General features: G+C 69.9%; 22 protein-coding genes and 5 pseudogenes. 18 read left to right on the forward strand and 9 right to left on the reverse strand.

Features of this window, described 5'->3' with window-relative positions; all coding sequences use genetic code 11:
• Positions 1–38 precede the first annotated feature (38 nt).
• From OHU89_RS51050 to OHU89_RS51075, 6 genes are all read left to right on the forward strand, one after another.
• Positions 39–398, forward strand: coding sequence for a zinc ribbon domain-containing protein YjdM (locus OHU89_RS51050; RefSeq protein WP_405653750.1), 360 nt, complete (start codon positions 39–41; stop codon positions 396–398).
• Between the two features lie 224 nt (positions 399–622).
• Positions 623–964: an ArsR/SmtB family transcription factor gene (locus OHU89_RS51055; RefSeq protein WP_405653752.1), complete on the forward strand. Its 342-nt coding sequence runs from the start codon at positions 623–625 to the stop codon at positions 962–964.
• Positions 961–2,694 (forward strand): SulP family inorganic anion transporter, encoded by a 1,734-nt coding sequence (locus OHU89_RS51060; RefSeq protein ID WP_405653754.1) that lies wholly within the window; start codon positions 961–963, stop codon positions 2,692–2,694. Before OHU89_RS51055 ends, OHU89_RS51060 begins: the two co-directional genes overlap by 4 nt.
• Positions 2,691–3,098: a pyridoxamine 5'-phosphate oxidase family protein gene (locus tag OHU89_RS51065; RefSeq protein ID WP_405653756.1), complete on the forward strand. Its 408-nt coding sequence runs from the start codon at positions 2,691–2,693 to the stop codon at positions 3,096–3,098. The genes OHU89_RS51060 and OHU89_RS51065 overlap by 4 nt, the downstream gene beginning before the upstream one ends.
• Positions 3,098–3,523 (forward strand): ATP-binding protein, encoded by a 426-nt coding sequence (locus OHU89_RS51070; RefSeq protein WP_405653758.1) that lies wholly within the window; start codon positions 3,098–3,100, stop codon positions 3,521–3,523. The genes OHU89_RS51065 and OHU89_RS51070 overlap by 1 nt, the downstream gene beginning before the upstream one ends.
• Before the next feature lie 36 nt (positions 3,524–3,559).
• Positions 3,560–3,973: an anti-sigma factor antagonist gene (locus OHU89_RS51075; protein ID WP_405653760.1), complete on the forward strand. Its 414-nt coding sequence runs from the start codon at positions 3,560–3,562 to the stop codon at positions 3,971–3,973.
• A 97-nt stretch (positions 3,974–4,070) separates the two neighbouring features.
• On the opposite strand, the pseudogene OHU89_RS51080 reads toward OHU89_RS51075, so the two are convergent.
• The 3 genes and pseudogenes from OHU89_RS51080 to OHU89_RS51090 all read right to left on the reverse strand — a co-directional run.
• Positions 4,071–4,433, reverse strand: a pseudogene (locus OHU89_RS51080) (2-phosphosulfolactate phosphatase); the annotation flags it as partial.
• Between the two features lie 174 nt (positions 4,434–4,607).
• A complete protein-coding gene (locus tag OHU89_RS51085) occupies positions 4,608–4,778 on the reverse strand; it encodes a hypothetical protein (protein ID WP_405653762.1) in 171 nt (56 codons plus the stop codon).
• Positions 4,779–4,797: 19 nt separating this feature from the next.
• Positions 4,798–4,983 (reverse strand): hypothetical protein, encoded by a 186-nt coding sequence (locus OHU89_RS51090; RefSeq protein WP_405653764.1) that lies wholly within the window; start codon positions 4,981–4,983, stop codon positions 4,798–4,800.
• Between the two features lie 214 nt (positions 4,984–5,197).
• On the opposite strand from OHU89_RS51090, the gene OHU89_RS51095 reads away from it, so the two are divergent.
• The 5 genes and pseudogenes from OHU89_RS51095 (at position 5,198) to OHU89_RS51115 (ending at position 8,831) form a co-directional block, all read left to right on the forward strand.
• On the forward strand, positions 5,198–5,548 hold the full coding sequence (locus tag OHU89_RS51095) for a metalloregulator ArsR/SmtB family transcription factor (RefSeq protein WP_336542276.1): 351 nt from the start codon (positions 5,198–5,200) through the stop codon (positions 5,546–5,548).
• Positions 5,549–5,733: 185 nt separating this feature from the next.
• Positions 5,734–6,095: pseudogene (locus OHU89_RS51100) on the forward strand (NADH-quinone oxidoreductase subunit B family protein).
• Positions 6,092–7,399 (forward strand): proton-conducting transporter membrane subunit, encoded by a 1,308-nt coding sequence (locus OHU89_RS51105; protein WP_405653766.1) that lies wholly within the window; start codon positions 6,092–6,094, stop codon positions 7,397–7,399. The pseudogene OHU89_RS51100 and the gene OHU89_RS51105 overlap by 4 nt, the downstream one beginning before the upstream one ends.
• Complete coding sequence (locus OHU89_RS51110; RefSeq protein WP_405653768.1) at positions 7,390–8,124, forward strand: hypothetical protein; 735 nt, start codon at positions 7,390–7,392, stop codon at positions 8,122–8,124. Before OHU89_RS51105 ends, OHU89_RS51110 begins: the two co-directional genes overlap by 10 nt.
• Complete coding sequence (locus OHU89_RS51115; protein WP_405653770.1) at positions 8,121–8,831, forward strand: respiratory chain complex I subunit 1 family protein; 711 nt, start codon at positions 8,121–8,123, stop codon at positions 8,829–8,831. The genes OHU89_RS51110 and OHU89_RS51115 overlap by 4 nt, the downstream gene beginning before the upstream one ends.
• Before the next feature lie 50 nt (positions 8,832–8,881).
• Here OHU89_RS51115 and OHU89_RS51120 read toward each other — a convergent pair whose 3' ends face one another.
• From OHU89_RS51120 to OHU89_RS51135, 4 genes and pseudogenes are all read right to left on the reverse strand, one after another.
• Positions 8,882–9,028: a hypothetical protein gene (locus OHU89_RS51120; RefSeq protein ID WP_405653772.1), complete on the reverse strand. Its 147-nt coding sequence runs from the start codon at positions 9,026–9,028 to the stop codon at positions 8,882–8,884.
• 235 nt (positions 9,029–9,263) lie between these two features.
• Positions 9,264–9,764 (reverse strand): annotated as a pseudogene (locus OHU89_RS51125) (lytic polysaccharide monooxygenase); the annotation flags it as partial.
• Between the two features lie 334 nt (positions 9,765–10,098).
• Positions 10,099–10,419: pseudogene (locus OHU89_RS51130) on the reverse strand (DUF4277 domain-containing protein); the annotation flags it as partial.
• Between the two features lie 48 nt (positions 10,420–10,467).
• Complete coding sequence (locus OHU89_RS51135; protein ID WP_405653774.1) at positions 10,468–11,652, reverse strand: CdaR family transcriptional regulator; 1,185 nt, start codon at positions 11,650–11,652, stop codon at positions 10,468–10,470.
• A gap of 244 nt (positions 11,653–11,896) precedes the next feature.
• On the opposite strand from OHU89_RS51135, the gene OHU89_RS51140 reads away from it, so the two are divergent.
• The 4 genes from OHU89_RS51140 to OHU89_RS51155 are packed head-to-tail and all read left to right on the forward strand — an operon-like array spanning position 11,897 to position 15,674.
• Positions 11,897–12,790, forward strand: a complete 894-nt coding sequence (locus OHU89_RS51140) for a substrate-binding periplasmic protein (protein ID WP_405653776.1) — start codon at positions 11,897–11,899, stop codon at positions 12,788–12,790.
• A 9-nt stretch (positions 12,791–12,799) separates the two neighbouring features.
• Entirely contained in the window at positions 12,800–13,555 is a 756-nt protein-coding gene (locus OHU89_RS51145) for an amino acid ABC transporter permease (RefSeq protein ID WP_405653778.1), read from the forward strand.
• A complete protein-coding gene (locus tag OHU89_RS51150; protein WP_405653780.1) occupies positions 13,552–14,379 on the forward strand; it encodes an amino acid ABC transporter ATP-binding protein in 828 nt (275 codons plus the stop codon). Before OHU89_RS51145 ends, OHU89_RS51150 begins: the two co-directional genes overlap by 4 nt.
• Positions 14,376–15,674 carry an NAD(P)/FAD-dependent oxidoreductase gene (locus tag OHU89_RS51155; protein WP_405653782.1) on the forward strand — a complete coding sequence of 433 codons (1,299 nt, stop codon included), beginning with the start codon at positions 14,376–14,378 and terminating at the stop codon, positions 15,672–15,674. Before OHU89_RS51150 ends, OHU89_RS51155 begins: the two co-directional genes overlap by 4 nt.
• A gap of 97 nt (positions 15,675–15,771) precedes the next feature.
• Here OHU89_RS51155 and OHU89_RS51160 read toward each other — a convergent pair.
• Positions 15,772–16,484, reverse strand: a pseudogene (locus OHU89_RS51160) (aspartate aminotransferase family protein); the annotation flags it as partial.
• 149 nt (positions 16,485–16,633) lie between these two features.
• Between OHU89_RS51160 and OHU89_RS51165 the strand changes: the two are divergent.
• Positions 16,634–17,227 (forward strand): DUF4277 domain-containing protein, encoded by a 594-nt coding sequence (locus tag OHU89_RS51165; protein ID WP_405653785.1) that lies wholly within the window; start codon positions 16,634–16,636, stop codon positions 17,225–17,227.
• Here OHU89_RS51165 and OHU89_RS51170 read toward each other — a convergent pair.
• On the reverse strand, positions 17,214–17,471 hold the full coding sequence (locus OHU89_RS51170; protein WP_405653787.1) for a hypothetical protein: 258 nt from the start codon (positions 17,469–17,471) through the stop codon (positions 17,214–17,216). The genes OHU89_RS51165 and OHU89_RS51170 overlap by 14 nt on opposite strands.
• A 430-nt stretch (positions 17,472–17,901) precedes the next feature.
• On the opposite strand from OHU89_RS51170, the gene OHU89_RS51175 reads away from it, so the two are divergent.
• Together OHU89_RS51175 and OHU89_RS51180 are read left to right on the forward strand one after the other, a co-directional pair.
• Positions 17,902–19,149: an IS110 family transposase gene (locus OHU89_RS51175; RefSeq protein WP_405653789.1), complete on the forward strand. Its 1,248-nt coding sequence runs from the start codon at positions 17,902–17,904 to the stop codon at positions 19,147–19,149.
• A 24-nt stretch (positions 19,150–19,173) separates the two neighbouring features.
• Positions 19,174–19,518 (forward strand): potassium channel family protein, encoded by a 345-nt coding sequence (locus OHU89_RS51180; protein WP_405653791.1) that lies wholly within the window; start codon positions 19,174–19,176, stop codon positions 19,516–19,518.
• Positions 19,519–19,624 lie beyond the last annotated feature (106 nt).

Consider the following 19,624-nt stretch of genomic DNA (forward strand, 5'->3'; position numbering starts at 1 on the left):
CCGTCCGGACAGACGTTCGGGCCGGATATCCTGACGGGATGCTTGAGAACCTTCCTTCGTGCCCGAAGTGCTCGTGTGAGTACACCTATGAGATGAACGCCCTTGTCGTGTGCCCGGAGTGCGGCCACGAATGGGTTCCTGCCGAGAGCGGCGCCGAGGGCGGGAACGCCGCCGGGGAGCGGGTCGTCAAAGATGCCGTCGGCAACGTGCTGAATGACGGCGACAGCGTGGTCGTCGTCAAGGCGCTCAAGGTCAAGGGCAGCCCCTCGGGGATCAAGGCGGGCACCAAGGTGCGCAGCATCCGGCTGGTCGACGGGGTCGACGGCCATGACATCGACTGCAAGATCGATGGTTTCGGGGCGATGCAGCTCAAGTCCGGCGTGGTCAAGAAAGCCTGATCCGCGACTGGTGCAGGTGAACGGCCCCACTCGCCGGCCGACAGCTGCCCTCGCCGTCTGGCCCGCCGTCCTGTCCATAGATCGATCATCTGGGCCGCAACGGGATGCTGAATTGCAAAAGTTTGCAATTCGTTAGATGCTATGTTGGCTGTGTCCGCAGGTAGCCGCGGGCACAGCCTTCGCTTGCCCTCAAGGTGGGGCGCTTTCGGGGAAGCCGAGGGATCGTGTCCGTTCCGCTGTACCAGGCCAAGGCCGAGTTCTTCCGGATGCTGGGGCATCCCGTTCGGATAAGGGTGCTGGAGCTGCTGCAGGACGGGCCGATGCCGGTACGGGAGCTGCTGGCCGAGATTGAGGTAGAACCCTCCAGCTTGTCGCAGCAGCTGGCGGTGTTGCGCCGCTCGGGCATCGTCACCTCCCAACGCGAGAGCTCAACCGTCGTCTATGCCCTCGCGAGCGGCGACGTCGCCGATCTGATGGGGGCCGCGCGCCGAATCCTGACCGAGGTGCTCACTGGTCAGAACGAGCTGCTGGCCGAGCTGCGGGAAGCCGAGGTCGCCGCGCGATGAGGACCTCCTTGGGCCGGGTCGGGGCCCGGCTCACCGCGCTGCTGCCCGGCCGAAGTGATCTGGCGGAGATACGCCGCGACCCGCGCCGGGACCTGCTGGCCGGCCTCACCGTGGCGATCGTCGCGCTGCCGCTCGCGCTCGGCTTCGGCGTCTCCTCCGGCCTCGGCGCCGAAGCGGGGCTGGCGACCGCCGTCATCGCCGGTGCGCTCGCCGCGGTGTTCGGCGGATCCAATCTGCAGGTGTCCGGGCCGACGGGCGCGATGACGGTGGTGCTGGTGCCGATCGTCGCCGAGCACGGGCCTTCCGGGGTGCTCACCGTGGGGCTGATGGCGGGCGTGATGCTCGTCGCGCTCGCCCTGCTCAAGGCCGGCAAGTACATGCAGTACGTCCCCGCGCCAGTCGTTGAGGGCTTCACCCTCGGCATCGCCTGTGTGATCGGCCTGCAGCAGATCCCGAACGCCCTGGGCGTACCCAAGCCGGAGGGCGACCGCGTCCTCGTGGTGACCTGGCGCGCGCTGCAGGAGTTCGCGAAGCACTCGAACTGGACCGCCATCGCCTTCGCCCTGGCGGTCGCCTCCATCATGCTCATCGGGGCCCGCTGGCGGCCCACGATCCCCTTCTCCATCCTCGCCGTGATCGCGGCGACGATCGTGGCACAGCTCGCCGGCCTTGATGCGGCGAAGCCGATCGGCGACCTGCCGTCCGGCCTGCCCGCACCGTCCCTCTCCTTCCTGGACCCCGGCGCGCTCGGCTCCCTGCTCGCCCCGGCGGTTGCGGTGGCGGCACTGGCCGCACTGGAATCGCTGCTGTCGGCCTCCGTCGCCGACGGCATGACGGTCGGCCAGAAACATGATCCGGACCGGGAGCTGTTCGGCCAGGGCCTGGCCAACATCGCCGCCCCGCTGTTCGGCGGCGTGCCTGCGACCGGCGCGATCGCCCGCACCGCCGTCAACGTCCGTACCGGCGCGAGTTCCCGGCTTGCCTCCCTCGTCCATGCCGCGATCCTCGCGGTGATCGTCTTCGCGGCGGCGCCCCTCGTCTCCAAAATTCCGCTGGCCGCGCTCGCCGGCGTGCTGCTGGCCACCGCGATCCGCATGGTGGAGGTCGGCTCGCTGCGGGCGATGGCCAAGGCCACCCGTTCCGACGCGCTGATCCTCGTCCTCACCGCGGTCGCGACCCTCGCCCTGGACCTCGTGTACGCCGTGATCATCGGCCTGGTGGTTGCGGGCGCCCTGGCGCTGCGCGCGGTGGCCAAGCAGGCCCGCCTGGACCAGGTGCCGCTCGATCGTGGTGACCACAGTGCCGAGGAGCACGCGCTGTTGGCTGAGCACATCGTGGCGTACCGGATCGACGGCCCGCTGTTCTTCGCCGCCGCCCACCGCTTCCTGCTGGAGCTGGCCGAGGTGGCCGACGTACGCGTGATCATCCTGCGCATGTCCCGGGTGACGACCATCGACGCCACCGGCGCCCTCGTCCTGAAGGACGTGGTGGAGAAGCTGAACCGGCGCGGCATCGCCGTGATGACCTCTGGGATACGCCCCGGCCAGCGCCAGGTCCTGGACTCCGTCGGCGCGCTGGAGCTGCTGCGCCTGGACGGGCGTGAACACGCCACCACGCCGGAGGCGATTCAGGCCGCGCGCACCTATCTGGAATGCGCCGGCGTGATGCCGCCCCTTCCTTTCCAGCAGTCCAGGCCCTTCAGCGTGGAAACAGAGGAAACCGTCGGATGAGCACTCCCTCCTCAGACCTGCGTATGGTCGAGGTCTCCGGCGCCGAGGCCCTGTGGCTGCTGGAAAGCAGCGCGCTGGGACGGCTGGTGTACGTCCAGCGGGAGACGGCTCTGGTGCGCCCGGCCCGGCACGTGTGGGAGTTCGGACGCCTCGTTGTGCGCACCCCGGTGCAAGTAGCCGCGGTCCCGCGGACAGCGACGTACCACGTGGAGGAGATCCGCCCCCAGGCAGGTACCGGCTGGACCGTCACCGTCGTCGGACCGGTCGAAGTGATCAGCGATCCCCACGAGGCTGGCCACTACCAGCGCACCCTCACCAGCTGTAGTCACGGCCCTCACGACACCCTGTTGCGTATCAAGCCGCAGACCGTGACCGGATTCCGCCTGGCCCGCGCGGAGGCGTGATGAGCACCCGGCTCGAAGCCCTGCCCCACCGCCATGTGCTCACCCTTCCCACGCTGCCGTCCGCCGTCCGGCTCTCCCGGGAGACCGCCGAGAGAGCCCTGGCCGAGTGGGGGATAAACCTGCGCCATCCCGCCATCGGCCCCGCACTCCTGATCCTCGGCGAGTTGGTCACCAACACCATCCGTCACGCCGCCACAGTCTCTCCGCAGGTGACCGTCATCTATGCGGCGGGCAAGGACTGTCTGGCCTTCGCCGTCCACGACCGCCACCCCTACCAGCCGCCGCTGTACGGCGCGGTCACCGATGCCGGTGGCGGCGGCCTGGCCACCGTCATGGAGCTCACCCTCGGCCTGGGCGGCACCGCGGTCGTCCGGGGCGACGCCGACGGCAAGGGCAAGAGCATCTGGATCACCCTCCCCCTCTGAAGCACACAGGCTGACCGCGCAAGGAAGTTGACGACCATGACCATCGAGTGGCGCTACACCGTCGAGCAGGATCTCGGCATCCTGTCCGTCTCCGGATACCTGGGCCCGGACGCCGTCCATCGCTTCACGGGTGCCGTCGGCTGGGTGGTGGGACGCGGGAGTGGTCCGGTCATCGTCGACCTGACCGGACTGCGAGGCTGGTCGGCGGAAGGGCAGGTGGCGATCACCGAGGCCGCCCGGCGTCTCGCGGATGCGGGCCGCGGCCTGGAGCTGGCTGCGATCCCCGCGGACGGTTCCCTCGTGCCCGGCGGGGACTGCACGCCCATCCCCGTGCACGCCGACCTGGCCGGCGCGCTCGCGGCACACAGCACCCGGCAGGGCGAGCCGTCGGAGGGCCGCCACGAGTGGCGGACAACGGGGCGGCCGACCGGAGACGACGCGGGAGAGTGAGCCCGGCAGGTTCAGCCGGGGGCGAGGCGCCGTCTTGGTCCCGCACGGGAACGACAGTGCAAATGTCTTTCTCCGTGGCGATGGCCACGTCCTCGACGAAGCCCGTCGCGGCCAGCTCCCGGCCGGACGCGCAGGCGGCGACGGCGCGGGTGAGGTCGGCGGTGCCCTCGTAGACCGCCTTCGCGGCGGCTGCCTCGACGGACAGCGGGCCCGCGCCCTGGGCGCGCAGGTAGCAGATGAGGGCACCGGCGCCGAGCAGGTCCTCCAGCGCGGGGCGCAGGCTGCCGTCCGGCCAGCGCTCGCCCGCGACGATCACGGCAACAGGTCGCTCGGACGTGCCGCAGCCGCAGGCCGTGAGCCAGTTACCGACCGCGGTGATGTTGCGCAGACAGGCGGTGACCACCCGCACGTGCGGCGGTGCGGCCGCCGCGATCGCCGCGCCGTTCGGAGACGGCAGCACCAGGCGCGCGGCGAACGGGGCGCGGCGCAGATGGGCCGGGGAGAGGAACCAGGGACTGTCGGGCGTGACATCGCGGCGGGCGACGGCCAGCCGCGCGCCCGACTGCTGCGCGTAGACGGCGGCGGCCTTCTCCGCCGCGGCGCGCTCGACTGCGGTGACGGGGTCGTCGGGCAGTCAGAACGGCAGGACCCGGATGCCCTGCCGGACGGCAACGCTCACCGTCGTGGTGAAGGACAGCACGTCGACGATGACCAGACAGGCGGCCTTCGCGGCGAGGCGACCCGCTCCGGCAGATCCCCACTCGAAGCGGATCCCACTACCGGACTGGCCGGCCCAGTCACCCATGCCCTGCCCCCTTTGTGGGTCAGCTCAGGTCGCCGTCCGACGTAGACACGGCGGACCTACCGCCGAGGGACAGCTTCAGCATGCGGCTGTGCCCACAGCGCGGGCACTGGCCCTCCGGGCCGACGGCGGTGGGTCGGCACTTGAGGCGGCATGCGGGGCACTTGAACCACACGACGCCCGCGCCGCGCAGCGGAGTGATTCTCATGCAAGCCTCCTCATGCAACGTATGGACTTGCTAATCTTAGCAATTGCTGAGGTCGTCACCGCTGGTTTCGGGCGGTTCTGGCCTCGTGCGCGGATTCGGCGTGGCCGTCGCCGCACGTGAGGATGGGGCCCATGTTGTTGACGAGTAGGTGGATGCGATGTACCGAGGGCTGGCCGGTGCGGCTGGGCTGCTGTACCGGAGAGGCGACCGCACGATGAGCACGCCGCTGTACCAACTGAAGGCCGAGTTCTTCAAGACGCTCGGGCATCCCGCACGCATCCGGGTCCTGGAGCTGCTGAGCGAGCGCGAGCACGCGGTCGCGGAGATGCTGCCCGAGGTGGGCATCGAGCCGGCCCACCTGTCGCAGCAGCTCGCGGTGCTGCGCCGGGCGAACCTGGTGGTGACCCGCAAGGAGGGCTCCACCGTGTACTACTCGCTGACCAGCCCGCACATCGCCGAGCTCCTGCGGGTCGCGCGGACCATCCTCTCCGGGGTGCTGGCCGGGCAGGCCGAACTGCTGGCCGATCTGCAGGCCGCCCAGACGCAGGCGAAACCGCCGTCCTAGCGACGGCCCTAAAGCGGCGGCCGTCTCCCGGGAGTTGACAGCGCTCCCTGGTATCGGGAGGCGGTCGCCTTCACCCCCGAGTGCCGTAACTCCGGTCGCGGGTGGCCGAACCCGCGCCACCGCACCCGGAGGGTGACGTCCTGCCACAGGCGCGGGAGTTCGGCGGCTCGGTGCAGGTGCGGTGTGTGGATGCCGGTTCCTGCAACGGCTGCGAGATCGAGATCGCCGCGGCCTTCAACCCGGTCTACGACGCCGAGCGCTACGGCGCCCGGCTGGTGGCCTCGCCCCGGCACGCAGACATCGCGCTGGTGACCGGGCCGGTGACCCGGAACATGGCCGAGCCGCTGCGGCGTACGGTCGCCGCGATGCGGAGCCGCGGCTGGTGGTGGCGGTCGGCGATTGCGCGATCAACTGCGGGGACTTCGCGGGCGGTTACGGCGTCGAAGGCGCCGTCGCCGATGTCGTACCGGTGGATCTGTCGGTGCCCGGGTGCCCGCCGCGGCCGGAGGAGATCGTTGCGGCGCTGCGGAGGGTGACCGGACGGTGAGCCTGATTCCGGCCGGCCTCGCGACGGCCACCGCGCTGGGCGTCGAGGGCGCTGCGGCCGGGATGGTCCTGCCGCAGCGGGTGCGCTGCTGGGTCGTCGGGGCGTTGACGGCAGGTGTAGGGGTGGCCGGTGGCACGGCGGGTATGGCTGCACTGGGCGGAAGCGGCTGGTCGGCCGCAGTATCCGGGCTGCTGCCGCTGGTCGGGGCGCACTTCGCGGTGGACGCGCTGTCCGGACTGTTCATGGCGGTGGCCGGGGCCGTGGTGGTGGCGGTGGCGGTCTACGCCGTCGGCTATGTGGCCGGGCACGGGTCGTACGGCCTCGGCTCGCGAGGCGCGCAGGCAGTGCTCCCGCTGTTCGCCCTGAGTCTGCTGCTGGTGCCGGCGACGGCCTCCGTCTCGACGTTCCTGCTGCTGTGGGAGCTGATGGCACTCACCTCCCTGCTCCTCGTCCTGGCCGGACACCGCGCCCGGCCCGCCGTACGGGAGGCGGCGCTCTGGTACGCCGTGATGACCCACCTCGGGCTGGTCCTGCTGCTGGTGGGCCTCATGGTGTACGCCGCGCAGGCCGGTGGTGAGACCTTCGCCGCCCTGCGGGCCGGGACTGCGGGGATCTCGCCGACCGTGCGCGGGCTGGTGTTCGTGCTGACGGCGGTGGCGTTCACCTCGAAGGCGGGGCTGGTGCCGCTGCACGCCTGGCTCCCGCGCGCGCATCCCGAAGCGCCCAGCCCGGTGTCGGCGTTGATGAGCGCGGCCATGGTCAACCTCGGGATCTACGGCCTCGTACGCGTCGGATTCGACCTGCTCGGCGGGGGACCCGCCTGGTGGTGGCTGCTGGTGATGGCCATGGGCGGGCTGTCGGCGGTGTACGGCATCCTGCAGGCCGCGATGGCTTCCGACCTCAAGCGGCTGCTGGCCTACTCGACATCCGAGAACATGGGGCTCGTCGTGCTCGGCGTCGGCGCGGCCGGGCTGTTCGCCCACGCCGGGAACACAGCACTGTCCGGGCTCGCGCTGGCCGCCGGACTGCTGCACGTCGTCAACCATGCGGCGTTCAAGGCCCTGCTGTTCACGGGCGCGGGTTCGGTGCTGCGTGCCACCGGCGAGCGGAACCTGGACCGCCTGGGCGGGCTGCGCGCCCGGATGCCGGTCACAGCGGGGCTGTTCACGGTCGGCGCCCTGGGCGCGGTGGCGCTGCCGCCGGGCAACGGGTTCATCAGCGAGTGGCTGCTGCTGCAGTCGATGATCCACGGGCTGGCCGTTCCCGGGGCACGGCGATCGTGCTGCCCCTCGCGGTGGCAGTGATCGCCCTGTCGGCGGGCCTGGCGGCGGCGGTGTTCGTCAAGGCGCTCGGCGTGGGCTTCTTCGCCCGGGCGCGCAGCGAACAGGCAGCCGCGGCCAGGGAGTCGCCGCTGCTCATGCGGGTGGGCATGGGACTGCTCGCGGCCCTGTGCGTGGCCCTGGCCCTGGTGCCGGGCCTGTTGGGCGAGGGGCTGGAGCGGGCGGTGGCGGCCGTCGGGTTGGCGGGGACGCGGCCAGTGTCCGGCGGTGGACTGCGGGTGCGCCTGGACGAGGTGTCCGCCACGCTCTCCCCGCTATGGGTCATCGCGGCCCTCGTGGTCGCGCTGGGCGCGGTCATGGCGACGGTCCAGTGGGCGGCACGGCGCCGGCAGCGGCGTACGCAGGCCAGGTTGTGGGACTGCGGCGGCGGGGCTCCGACCCCGCGGATGGCCTATACGGCCACCTCGTTCGCCGAGCCGCTGCAGCGGGTGTTCGACGACGTACTCGCTCCGGAGCAGGACGTGGACGTCACACCGGTGCGCGAGTCGGCGTATCTCGTGGAGCGGGTGAAGTTCCGCAACCGGGTGCCCGGCCGCATCGAACACCGCCTGTACCGACCGGTGCTCGAACTCCTCGCCACCGCCGGGCAGTCGGCCAGGCGGCTCGCGGGCGGCAGCGTGCACACCTATCTCGGCTACGGCTTCTTCGGACTGGTCACTCTGCTGGTCGTGTTGGTGGTGGGCTGGTGAACACGGTCGGATACACGGCGACCGCCCTCCAGGTGGGCGCGGTGGTGGTCGGCGCGCCCCTGCTGACCGGGCTGATGCGGCAGACCCGGGCTCGCCTGGAGGGCCGGGCCGGGGCCGGTGTGCTCCAGCCGTGGCGGGACGTGTGCAAGTTGCTGCGCAAGGAACCGATCACCCCGGTCGGTACCGGGCCCGCCTTCCGCTGGTCGCCGCCGCTGCTGGTCGCCACCTCGCTGGTGCTGGCGGTGCTGGTGCCGCTGGTGTCCACGGACACGCCGGTGCGGGGCCGGGCGGACCTGATCCTGGTGGTGGCATTGCTGGCGCTGGGCACGCTGGCGCTGGCGCTGGCGGGCCTGGACACCGGTACGGCGTTCGGTGGCATGGGCGCCTCCCGGGAGATGACCATCGCCGCGCTGGTGGAGCCGACCATTCTGATGGCGGTGTTCGCGCTGTCGATACCGGCCGGGTCGACGAACCTGCCCGTCATCGTCGCTGGCGCCGCCGACGAGCCCGCCCGCCTCACCTCCCCGGCCGGGCTGCTGGCGATCGCGGCGCTCGCGGTGGCGGTACTGGCCGAGAGCGGCCGGCTGCCGGTGGACAACCCCTCCACCCACCTGGAGCTGACCATGGTCCACGAGGCCATGGTCCTCGAATACGCCGGACCGGACCGGACCTGGCACTCGTCGAGCTCGGAGCACAGCTGCGGCTGACCGTTCTGCTGGCCTCGCTGTTCGCCCCATGGGGAATCGCCACCAGCGCCTCACTCACCGCCGTACTGCTGGCCCTGCTGCTGGTCGTACTCAAGGTGGCGGTGCTGGGCATGGCGCTGGCGGCGGCCGAGGTGTTCTGGGCGAAGCTGCGCCTGTTCCGCGTGCCCGAACTCCTCGCGGGCTCCTTCCGGGGACATCCGTGCAGCCAACAGGACCCTCAGCAAGTCCTATCGTTGCAGGTCAAGGGTACTTTCCGTGTTTATGATCAACCTCTGAGCGGCCCGCCTCATGAAAGCGCGAGGCCAGGAGCGCAGGAAGCCCCGTCGGTGCAGGGTGACCAACTGGGTCTCCTGCCCCGATGGAGCTCGGTCGGCCGGGCGGCGGGTTACCGGCGCCCGTCAGAGGCCGGTGCCGTGTGCGGTGCTCTCCGGCTCAGCCGAAGTTCACGTCGCTGCACCACATGTAGGCCTGGTCGAGGTGCGAGGCCTGCCAGATCACGAACAGGATGTGGTGTCCGGTGTAGCCGGAGGTCTGGACGGGGAACGTGATGTCCTGCGCCGGGGCGAAGCGGCCGGTCTGCGTGATGAAGTCGAGGTTGCTCCAGCCCAGGGTCTGGGTCTGGGGGTTGAAGCCCTGCTTGCTCACGTAGACCTTGAAGTAGTCGGCACCGTGGGACGCCTGGTCGTACAGGTGGACCGAGAAGTTGCTGCCGAGGGTGGTGGTCTTCCATTGCCCGGGCTTGTCCAGGCTGGCGTTCCTCGAGAGGTTGTTGCTGCAGAGCGTCCCATCGGGGGTCCGCGCCTGGAACTGGCCACCGAGGCCGTCGCGGAGCGCGCTCATCCAGTTCCACATGGTGTCGGGGTTGGCCTGGAAGGCCTGCCAGCACATGGGGTCTTCGGTCTGCATGGCCGGGTTCGTGTGGTTCCCCGACCACCTGGGAGACCTCGGCCGCCCCGCCGCCGAAGACCCGGGTGTGGACCGGGATGCCGCCGTCGACGGACACCGCGAGCCCGGCCTGGACCTGCTTCAGGTCCACCCGCCGATCCTTGGGATGCCCGTACTTGACGACTGGGAACGCCTCGTCCTGCTCCGGGTAGGCACCGTGCAGGGACAAGCTGGTCATGTCCCAGTGCAATCGACTCACGTCGATGCCGAACTCGGCGATCGCCCGCGCCCCGACCGTGCCCGCGATCCGCTCCAGCTCCGGGACGATCGCGTCCAGCGCCCGGGCCAGACGATCATCATTGAGCAGGTCCGGCTCGATACCGAACACCTCCTCCACCGCCCAGGTCCGCGCCCAGTCTCCAACCCGCACCAGCGGCGCGGGCGAGGTCAGCCGGTTCGCCACCAGCACCTCGATGATCTGACCATGCGTCAGGTGCGCACTCGCGCCTCCCGGACACACCTCGTCGACGATCCCGGCCAGGTCCAGCCGGCGCAGAAACTCGGCAGCGACAGGCAGAGCGCCCAGACGCTTCTCCACCACGGACACCACCGCGCACTCAAGGCGCTGACGGCGGGATCGTGGCCGCGGGGCCAGGAAGTCATCGACACACCCAGATAACGCCACCAACCCCGTGCCGGACACCGTCTCAGCCCCTGGTCCATACGATTCAACGACCCGCGAAATACAGATCTAGGCGCCGCCGCTCCCCAGCTGGTCGGTCAGGCAGGCGAGATACAGGGCCATGGTGGTCCGGTGATCGCGCAGGGGGCGGCCGGTGATCTGCTCGATCTTGTTCATCCGGTAGACGACGGTGTTGCGGTGGACATGCAGCGCCGCGGACGCCCGTACGAGATTGAACCCGCTCTCGCACCAGGCGGTGATCGTGTCGCGGAGCACCGGCCAGTCCGGCTGGGTGCGCAGGTCCGCGGCGGTCAGGCCGACCAGACGGTTGCGGGCGGGCTGGCCCACGGCCGCCAGGACCTGGTGGACCCGCAGGTCGGTGATCAGGTGGACGGGGGAGTTGCCCGCGAGGCGAGTGCCGAGGCGCAGTGCGTCGCACGCGTCCTGGTAGGAGTCGTGCAGAGCGCCGATCGAGGCAGCCGACTCGCCGATGCCCGCGCGGGCGGTGAGGCCGCCCTGGGCGGCGATGACGTCGGTGATCCGCCGGCAGTCGCCGACCAGGGAGGCTACGGGCTGGTCGGCCGGGCGTCGGTGCAGGACGCCGATCCAGCCGGGAGCCGTGGTGGCGATGATGTCCTGGGGGTCGGCGAAGACCTCGCGGATGGTGCGGAGCAGTTCCGAGCGGACCAGTGCCATGTCCCGGGTGGGCGTGCCGTGGCGACGGTGCGCCCTGTCGGGCACGGTCACCTCGAACGCCACCGCGACCCGCCGCAGTCGCAGGTCGAAGCCCAGCTCGGCGGCCCGGAAGAAGAGGAAATCGCCTTCCACGACCTGGGGATCGTACGAGGCGATGTCGGCCAGCAGCTTCTCCGCGGCCCGTTCGGCGAGCAGGCGGGAGCGCAGCATCACGGACTCCCGGAGCAGGATCTCCGTCTGGCGCTTCACGAGCAGGCCGAAGCGGCGCACCTGGGCGGGTGTACCCGTGATCCCGACCGTCCCCACCGCCTGCCCGTCCGTGACCAGCGGCAAGGTGACCCCGGGCCGCACACCCCGGAGTTGGTGAGCCTGCGACGCGCTGTGCGTGGCCGGTTCCTGTGTGCGGATCACTTCGACGGACGCCTCGTGGAAGCTGCCGACGCGGCTGCTGTCGCCGCTGCCGATGACCGTGCCCTCCGCGTCCGTGATCAGCACGTTGAAGCCGATGACCGCGGAGGTGTCCCCGGCGATCTCCTGCGCGAGTGACGGGCTCAGCACGGAGGTTCCTCCCGTCGAGGGATGGGCCGAAGATGGACGCACCGTACAGTGCGTCGAGCGATTTCAGCCACAAGTTCGTACGAAGTGAACGGTGACGCACGGCGCGCCTGTCCCTAGCGTATGGGCCCATCACAACATCCCCGCCGGGGGCACGACGCGGTGAACGGGCGGGTTCCTTCAGTGCCGAAACGGAAGGCCCAAGCCGATGATCCGTGTGCGCTCACTTGTTGCTGGTCTGTCAGCGATGCTCCTCCTTCCAGCGCTCGCCGCCTGTGGTTCGGGCGACGACGACGAACCGACGAACGTGTCCGCGAAGACCGCCGCGCTGGGCACGCTCACGCCCGGTGAGATCAAGGTGGCCGTACAGCCGTACGCGCCCTACACCAGCGTCCAGGGCGGCAAGATCGTCGGGCTGGACGGCGACATCCTCGCCTACGTGGCCGAGAAGCTGGGCCTTGAGGTCAAGCCCCAGGTGACGGACTTCGCCGGCATGCTCGCCGGGGTCCAGTCCCGCCGGGTGGACATCACCATCGGCGGCGTCGCCTGGTCCGCCGACCGGCAGAAGCAGGGGCTGTTCACCGATCCGCCCTACTACTCGCCCCCGGCGATGGCCGTCCGGTCCGGGAAGACCTACAAGACGGTCGACGACCTCAAGGGCCTCGATCTGGGCACGGTCGAGGGCTACGTCTGGGTGAAGTCGATCCAGGCCGTGCCCGATGCCAAGCTGCACGCCTACCCCGACGCCAACGGGGTGTTCGACGACCTCGGCGCGGACCGGGTCGACGTCGGATTCCTCGACCCCCTGATCATCATCGCGGCGCAGAAGGAACGGCCGGAACTGAAGATCGACACCCAGTACATGACGCCGCCGACCGCCGAACAGGTCAAGGCGGAGCCCGCCTACGAGTACTTCCAGCCGTACCAGACCGGCTTCTACCTGCCCAAGAAGGCCACCAAGCTGGAGAAGGCGATCTCCGCGGAGATCGACGCCATGTACGAGAACGGCGAGATGGAGAAGCTCGTCAAGAAGTACGGCGGTGACCCCGAGCAGTTCCTGAAGCCCTCCGCCGATGTCGCCACCGCGCGCCAGGGCGTGGACCGGTCCCAGGACTGGACGCCGCCGTCCATCGCGCAGTGAGGGGATGACATGTCCGACTTCTTCCAAGTCCCCTGGTCCGACTACCAGTCCGACCTGCTCGACGCACTCTGGCGCACCATCTCCTACACCGTCGTGAGCTTCATCGGCGCGGTGCTGCTCGGCCTGGCCGTGGCGCTGCTCAGGCTGAGCAAGGCATGGCCGGCCCGCGCCGTCGCCGCCGTTTACACCGAGGTGTTCAAGAACGTCCCGCTCCTCGCCATCATCTTCCTGACCTACTTCGGCCTGGCCTCGGCCGGGATCAAGCTCGACGTGTTCACTGCCGGCTGCCTCAGCCTGGTCGTCTTCTACGCCGCCTACCTGTCCGAGATCTTCCGCTCCGCGATCAGCGGCGTGCACGACGGGCAGACGGAGGCGGGCGAGGCGCTCGGGCTCGGCAAGGCGGGCATCTTCAGCTACATCATCCTGCCGCAGGCCCTCCGACAGGCGCTGCCCGGCACCAACACCTTCCTGGTCGACCTGCTGAAGTCCACCTCGCTGCTCGTCACCGTCTCCGCCGCCGAGCTGATGTCCGAGGGACGGCTCATCACCTCATCGACCTTCCGGGCGCTGGAGGTGTACCTGGTCATCTCGGCCATCTACTTCGCCCTCTGCTACCCGCTCTCCCAGCTTCTCCTGCTGCTGGAAAGGAAGGTACGGGCGGGCGTCCCCCTGTCCCCCTGGCGACGGCGACGCCTGCGGGCGGCCCGCGCCCTCCTCGCCGTCGACACGACCGCGGACGTACGAGTGAAGGAGACCGCGGTATGACCGAGCCTGTCACCACGGCGAAGGCCACACCCGAGAGCACTGAGACCACCGCGCGGACCACCGAGTCCGGGGCGCCCGAGGCCGTCGTACGGATCGAGGGCCTGAGCAAGTCCTTCGACGGACGGCTGGTCCTCGACGATGTCCACCTGGAGGTCGACCGGGGCCGCATCGTCAGCGTCATCGGGCAGAGCGGCGGCGGCAAGACGACCCTGATGCGCTGTGTCAACCTGCTGGAACGGCCGGACAAGGGCACGATCGAGGTCGCCGGAGAGGTGGTGCACCAGGACGGCCGTATGGTCTGCCCCGACCTGGCCCTGCTGCGCCGCACCGTCGGTATGGTCTTCCAGCGGTTCAACCTGTTTCCGCATCTCACGGCCGTGGAGAACGTCGTGCTGGCGCAGCGCAAGGCGGGCATCCCCGAACCGGAGGCGCTGGAGCGGGCCGTCGGACTGCTGCGCCGGGTCGGCGTGGCGCACCGCGCCCTCGCCCAGCCCGACCAGCTCTCCGGCGGCGAGCAGCAGCGCGTCGCCATCGCCCGGGCCCTCGCCCTCAAACCCGAAGTGCTCCTCTTCGACGAGCCCACGTCGTCCCTGGACCCGGAGGCCACCCGGGAGGTACTGAGCGTGATGCGGGAACTCGCCGCGGACGGAATGACGATGATGCTGGTCACCCACGAACTGCCCTTCGCCCGCGAGGTGGCCGACCACGTCGTCTTCGTCGACGGCGGCCGGATCGTGGAGGAGGGCAGGCCCGAGGACGTCCTCGACAGCCCCGCCCAGGCCCGGACCCGGGAGTTCCTCGCCTCGTACGGGTCCGCGTCATGACCGGTGTGCTCGGTAAAGCGGGCCCGGTCGGCGATCAGCCCGTCGTGGTCGTCGGGGGCGGCGTCGTAGGACTGTGCACGGCGTACTACCTCGCCGCGGCCGGTCTGCCGGTGGAGGTCGTCGAGCGGCGCGGCCTGGGCTCCGGGGCGTCCCGGGGCAACGCGGGCTGGGTCTGCCTCAGCCATTCGACGCCCGTCCCCGCCCCGGGTGTGGTGCGGTACGCCCTGCGCTCGCTGGGAAAGCCCGACTCACCTCTCTATCTGCGGCCGCTGCCGGATCCGGCGTTCGTACGGTGGCTGTGGCGGTTCTGGCGGAGCAGTACACCGGCCGTGTTCCGGCGCGGGTACACGGCGATCGCCGAGCTGAACCACAGCACCTTCGACCTCTTCGACGGTCTGAAGGAGGCCGGTGTCGACACGACGCTGACCAGGCCCGGCATGGTGCACGCCTTCCTGTCGTCGGCCGAGGCCCGCCACCACCTCGCGGTCCAGCGGGAGATGGCGGAGGGCCGCTACCCGATGCCGGACGACGTCACCACGGGTCCGGAGGCACGTCTGCTGGACGACGCGCTGTCGCCCCGGGTGCGCGCGGCGTATCTCGTCGAGGGGGAGGGCGTGGTCGACCCGGAGGCGTTCGCCCACGCGCTCGGGGAGGCGCTCTCCGCTCAGGGCGTGAAGGTCCACGAGAACGCGGAGGCCACCGGGTTCCGGACCTCGGGCGGACGCGTCACCGCACTGCGTACCGCCCAGGGCGAGATTCCCTGCTCGGCCGTCGTCATCGCGGCCGGTATGCGCTCCTCGCACCTGCTGAGATCCCTGGGACACCCGCTGCCCCTCCAGGCGGGCAAGGGCTACAGCTTCTCGGTGGACCTGGATCCGGCGCCCCGGCACACGCTGTACTTCGGCGAGCGCAGGGCCGTCGCCTCACCGATCGGCGGCACCACGCGGATCGGCGGCACGATGGAGCTGAGCGGCAACAACAACCGTCTCGACTGGCGCCGTATCGTCGCCGTCGCCCTGGCGAGCCGGCACTACCTGGGCCGCTGGTTCGACGACCCGGACGACCTGGTCAGCCTCATCCGCGATCCCTGGGTCGGCGGGCGCCCGTTCCTCCCCGACGGACTCCCGGTCATCGACCGTGTCCCCGGGCACGACAACGCCTTCGCGGCCACCGGCCACGGCATGCTCGGCGTCACGCTGGGCCCGGTCACGGGGCACAACCTCGCCGAGTACATCCGCACGGGACAGCGTCCCGAAGCCCTCGCGCCGTTCCGGTTCGACCGGCTCCTCCCCTGAGCCGACCGTACCGTCGGACCCTGCGGCGGCGAAGGCCGCAGGCCGACGCGGAAACCCGCGCCGGCCTGCGGAGCCTTGAACTCTCAAGCCCGAGCTGTCACGCCCCTTCCGCCAGAACCTTCTCCAGCGCCTCGAGGGCCGTGCGGAGCTCTTCGCTGGTGATGGTCAGTGGTGGAGCGAGCCGGATCGTCGAACTGTGCGTGTCCTTGACGAGGACTCCCTCGCGCATGAGGCGCTCGCTGATCTCGCGGCCTGTGCCGATGGCGGGGTCGATGTCGACGCCCGCCCACAGCTCGCGCGCCCGGAAACTCCGCACGCCCTGCCTTCGAGAGCCGCCAGGCCACCCCGCAGCACTACGCCCAACTCCTGGGCCCTGCACTGGAATTCACCGCTTTCCAGCAACTCCACGACGGCCGAGCCGACCGCGGCCCCCAGGGGATTGCCGCCGAACGTCGACCCGCGCTCACCCGGCCGCAGAACCCCGAGCACCTCGCGGCGCGCGATGACCGCCGAGACCGGGACGATGCCGCCGCCGAGCGCCTTGCCGAGCAGCAGCATGTCCGGGACGACCGCCTCGTGCTCGACGGCCGGCGTGCGGCCCGTACGCCCGAGGCCCGACTGGATCTCGTGCGCGACGAACAGACAGCCGGCCCGCCGGGTCAGTTCGCGCACGCCGGCCAGATAGCCCTGGTCCGGGATGACGACGCCCGCCTCGCCCTGGATGGGCTCGATGAGCACGGTCGCCGTCGTCTCGTCGACCGCCGCTTCGAGCGCGGCCAGGTCGTTGTACGGGACCACACGGAAGCTAGGCCCGTCTTCGCGGGGCGTTGAATCGGATGGAGTACTGGGCTCGGGGGTGCCCGGGGTGGGGTTGTGGGCGTTACTTGGGTGTGTCGATGACCTCCCGGTCCCCGCGGCCTCGGTCCCAGCGTCAGCGCCTTGAGTGCATGGTGATGTCTGTGGTGGAGAAGCGTCTGGGTGCTCTGCCTGTCGCTGCCGAGTTTCTGCGCCGTCTGGACGTGGCCGGGGTCGTTGATGAGCTGTGTCCCGGTGGTGCGAGCGCGCACCTGACGCACGGTCAGGTCGTTGAGGCGCTGGTGGCGAACCGGCTGACCTCGCCGGCACCGGTGCTGCGGGTCGCCGACTGGGGCCGGACCTGGGCTGTGGAGGAAGTGCTGGGCATCGAGGCGGACCAGCTCAACGACGACCGCCTGGCGAGGGTCCTGGATGCGATCGCCCCGAAGCTGGAGCGGATCGCGGGCACGGTCGGGGCGCGGGCGATCACCGAGTTCGGCATCGATGTGTCCCGGCTGCACTGGGACGTCGCGCACATGCGCGGTGAGGACCTCGGCGTGTTCACCCACGGCACGGTGGAGGAGATGAACCCGGAGGACGCCGAGACCACGGCCGACTGGCAGGAACTCCTCGCCTACTTGAAGGACTTCTACGGCGACGACGCCTTCGACTGGAACCGCGAGGTCGTCTACTACCGGCTGAACTCGCACTGGATGACCGTCTACGCCCCCGACCTCGACAAGCTCACCGGCACGTGACGCCGGGCCCGTCGACGAGGGCCTGCACCTGCGCGTACGGGGGTGCGGGGCCGGTCGACGGCGCGCCGTCGCGTACCGTCAGCGCCGTGGCGACGGCCTCGCCCAGCGCCCGCCGGTACAGCAGCGACCCGAGGCTGCCCCGCCCCCCAAGCTCTCCACTCCGCTTCGCTGCGTTCGAGCAGGGAGTACCCCTTTCGCCGAGGTCGAGCAGCGCCTTCAGGTCCGGGCTGTGCTCAGACGCCATCCGCTTATCGATCACGTGGGTGGTCTGGTCGAACTGGGTTCCTGATCGGGTGATCGCGTGCGGGCCGGTGCATGGAAGCAGGGCCTCTTGGTAGACGCCATCCGCTTATCGATCACGTGGGTCTGGTCGAACTGGGTTCCTGATCGGGTGATCGCGTGCGGGCCGGCGCATGGAAGCAGGGCCTCTTGGTAGTCATCCCGGGCCCTGTCGGTCCCGCCCCGTGGCCGGGAAAATCGGGGCTGGTGCCCGTCCGGAGGACGTCGATCGAGCTTGGTGCCGAACGTTGAGCCCGTTTGGTAGTCGGACGCTGGGGCCGAGCGCAGGAGTCCAGTGGTGTTGCCGCGAGCACGCAAGAGAGCTTCTTTGAATCCTGTGGTCCCTGATGGGCGGGCACCGTTCCTGGTGCACGCGAGGAAGGGCGGGGCGGGACATGGATGTGATCGAGGAACGGTGCGGGGGCGCCGACTTGGGCAAGACGGATGTCAAGGTATGCATCCGGGTCCCGGGCACTGGCAAGCGCGCCCGTTACGAGGTCCGTACGTTCTCCACGATGAACGACGGGCTGTTGGAGTTGCGGGACTGGCTGGTGGACAACAGGATCGCTCGGATCGGCATGGAGGCGACCGCGTCGTACTGGAAGCCGCTGTTCTACCTGCTCGAGGCCACTGAGAGGATCGAGCCGTGGCTGCTGAACGCCCGGCACATCAAGACGGTTCCCGGTCGCAAGACCGACGTGAAGGATTGCCAGTGGATCTGCAAGCTGGTCGAACACGGCCTGGTCCGCCCCTCTTTCGTTCCGCCGCGTGACATCCGTCAGCTGCGGGACCTGACCCGGTATCGAACCGAGACCGTCCGGGACCGGGCCCGCGACGTGAATCGTCTCGCGATGTTCCTGGAGGACACCGGGATCAAACTGTCCTCGGTCGTCACCGACATCACCGGCCGCTCGGCGCGGGCCATGCTGGATGCCCTGGTGGCAGGCGAACGGGACCCGCAGGTGCTGGCACCCCTCGCCCTGGGCAGTCTGCAGGGCAAGGTCCCGTTGCCGACCCGTGCTCTGACCGGTGACTTCAACGAGCACCACGCGTTCATGATCGCTTCGATGCTGCGGGCCATCGACGAGGCCGACAACCGGATCTCCCTCCTGAGCGAGGAGATCAACCGCCAGCTGCAGCCCCTGCAGCAGCACGTCAACTTGCTGATCACCATTCCCGGGATCAGCCTGACGCTCGCCCAGGTCCTGATCGCCGAGATCGGCGTCGACATGAGCCGTTTCACCACCGCCGGACACCTCGCCTCCTGGGCCGGAATGTGTCCGGGCAACAAGGAATCAGCCGGCAAACGGCTATCCGGACGCACCCGCCACGGCGACACCTGGCTCAAGACCGCCCTCTTCATCGCCGGCGCGAGCGCCGCCCACAGCAAGACGACCTACCTGGGCGCGCAATTTCGGCGGCTGGTCCCGCACCGAGGCGCCAAGCGGGCGACCCTTGCCGTCGGACACTCCATCCTCGTCGCCGCCTGGCACATCCTCCACGACCTCGTGCCCTACCGCGATCTCGGCCCCGATCACTTCACCAACCGCCTCGGCAAGGAACGCCAGACCCGACGCCTGATCGCCCAACTCACGGCCCTCGGCATGGACGTCACCATCACCGCACGCGAACAGACCGCATGAACCGCGCCGACGCGTATCACTCAGGTGATTTTCAAGAGAGCCGTAGGGACGACCCTTCCGCTGTACCTTCTCCTGTTCGCCACGACCTACTACCTGATGGAGCGCAGCGCATCCGGCAGCTTCAGCGAACCGCTGTCGCGGTCCGACGCGCTGTACTTCACCGTGACCGTGTTCAGCACGGTCGGTTTCGGCGACATCAGCCCGCGCAGCGAGCCGGCGCGATTGCTGGTCACGGGGCAAATGGCGGCGAATCTGTTGTTGATCGGTGTCGCGGCCCGGTTCTTGCTGTCGGCGGTCGAGCAGGCCAGGAAGCGAAAGGATCACCCAGCGACCGACGCCGAGAACGGCGGGACGACGGGCGGACCGTGACGACAGAACGTGTCCCTTTGGACCCATCACGTTCTGCCCTACTCGATACACGGCAACTGCGGCCACGGTGTGTGCCTGAGAGTGCCATGCACCCTTTGTCCGTGTT

The sequence above is a fragment of the Streptomyces sp. NBC_00019 genome (assembly GCF_045041015.1).
Classification (GTDB): Bacteria; Actinomycetota; Actinomycetes; order Streptomycetales; family Streptomycetaceae; genus Streptomyces.